General features: G+C 56.6%; 4 protein-coding genes. 1 reads left to right on the forward strand and 3 read right to left on the reverse strand.

Annotation, left to right across the window (positions count from 1 at the left end; all coding sequences use genetic code 11):
- The 3 genes from AC1DT3_RS21210 to AC1DT3_RS21220 form a co-directional block, all read right to left on the reverse strand.
- On the reverse strand, positions 1-185 hold a 185-nt coding region (locus AC1DT3_RS21210), incomplete at its 3' end, for a hypothetical protein (protein WP_477467164.1).
- A 48-nt stretch (positions 186-233) separates the two neighbouring features.
- Positions 234-644 carry an SRPBCC family protein gene (locus AC1DT3_RS21215; protein ID WP_477467165.1) on the reverse strand — a complete coding sequence of 137 codons (411 nt, stop codon included), beginning with the start codon at positions 642-644 and terminating at the stop codon, positions 234-236.
- Complete coding sequence (locus tag AC1DT3_RS21220) at positions 641-964, reverse strand: ArsR/SmtB family transcription factor (RefSeq protein WP_477467166.1); 324 nt, start codon at positions 962-964, stop codon at positions 641-643. Before AC1DT3_RS21220 ends, AC1DT3_RS21215 begins: the two co-directional genes overlap by 4 nt.
- A 215-nt stretch (positions 965-1,179) precedes the next feature.
- Here AC1DT3_RS21220 and AC1DT3_RS21225 point away from each other — a divergent pair, with 215 nt between their 5' ends.
- Positions 1,180-1,356 (forward strand): hypothetical protein, encoded by a 177-nt coding sequence (locus AC1DT3_RS21225; protein ID WP_477467167.1) that lies wholly within the window; start codon positions 1,180-1,182, stop codon positions 1,354-1,356.
- The last annotated feature ends 30 nt before the right edge of the window (positions 1,357-1,386 follow it).

The following is a 1,386-nucleotide window of genomic DNA, read 5'->3' on the forward strand; positions in this document are numbered from 1 at the left end:
ACATAAGGCAGCATGAATAGGTAGAGGCCACTGAATAATAGAAGGAAGAGCGGAAGGAGTGGAGAATAGGTAATCCAGTCCGGTGCCTCCTCGAACGCCCTGACGGCGAAATTGGCGATCACAGTGATCGTGAACGCGATAGAGAGCCAGCGATGGAATTGTCGAATCCATGCATTCATGACCAACGTCTCCTTAAATGAGGCTTGAAATTGGGTGTGCCGCGTCGATGCAGATCACTCATGGCGCGCCAAGACTTGTTCGAGGTTATCGAAGAAGTGTTGCCAGCCATGCTTGGCACCTTCGTATGCCTGCTGCTGGTCTGGCCCGAAGCCCGACTGTTCCATCCGCAGGTGCGTGCCGGAGCTGGTTGGCGTAAGGGTCCAGGTAACAACGCTTTCCAGGCCGTAGGCGCTCCACGTATAGGACAGGGACTTGATCGGCTCGATCTCAAGGACTTTGCAATCGACGGAGCCCCAGTCGGCGCTCAATTTGAAACGCTGGTTCAGGACGGGTTTGAAGTCATTTTTCATGAGCCATTCCGCGATCAGATGCGGTTGCGTCAGTGCCCGCCAGATCTTCTCCGGCGGAAAGGGCAGTTCCCGCTCGACAGCGACGGAAAGCATTTGGGCCGATGTGTGGTTCATTGGTCCATCCTTCTCAGCAAATCTTCGAGCTCATCGAACTTGTTCTCCCAGAAGCCGGCCATTCGGCTCGTCCAGCCGATGAGCGGAGCGAGAGCGCCGGGTTGGGCGCTGTAATAGGCTTGGCGTCCTTGTTGGCGGTCATGGACCAGGCCTGCTTTCTTGAGAGCAGCGAGGTGCCTTGACACGACCGGTTGTGAAACTCCTGCACCAACGGTCAGAACGCCGACGGTTTTCTCGCCTTCGCGACAAAGCCGTTCGAAAATCGCTCGTCGGGTTGGATCGGCAAGTGCTCGAAACAACAAGTTCTGAGCCTCAACCATCACGCATACCTGTCTGGCTATGTATTCAATCCATAGCCAATGAGGCATAGCTCTGCAAGCCATAAATCGTGCGGGTGCCTATTACGGCACGGCACTCGACATTGATCTGTCGGCTCATCGTGATGATTTGCAACCCAGACAGTCGAAGCGTAATGTCTCTCTCAGCCGTCGGCAGGCGCCGCGAACCCCAACCTGCCACGGTCCAGGGGGTTCGAATGAAGATGTTGTTCCTGGCAATCGCCGCAACTTTCATCCTGGCGAGCTGTCAATCCAATCCGAGTGTGGACGCGCGACCGCCCAACTACGTCACTTCGCAAGCGAACGTGATGCCTGCAGTCCGCAACGATACGTTCGGGGGATCTGCAATGCCGATGCGCGGGCTCGCCCGCTAGTCGAGTTCGGTATGACGGGCGGCCGAGCGA

This window comes from Microvirga sp. P4_G7 (assembly GCF_056401005.1).

Coding starts and splice junctions, on each gene's coding strand:
- AC1DT3_RS21225 (WP_477467167.1), top strand. CDS start 1,180: ATGAAGATGTTGTTCCTGGCAATCGCCGCAACTTTCATCCTGGCGAGC.
- AC1DT3_RS21215 (WP_477467165.1), bottom strand. CDS start 644: ATGAACCACACATCGGCCCAAATGCTTTCCGTCGCTGTCGAGCGGGAA.
- AC1DT3_RS21220 (WP_477467166.1), bottom strand. CDS start 964: ATGGTTGAGGCTCAGAACTTGTTGTTTCGAGCACTTGCCGATCCAACC.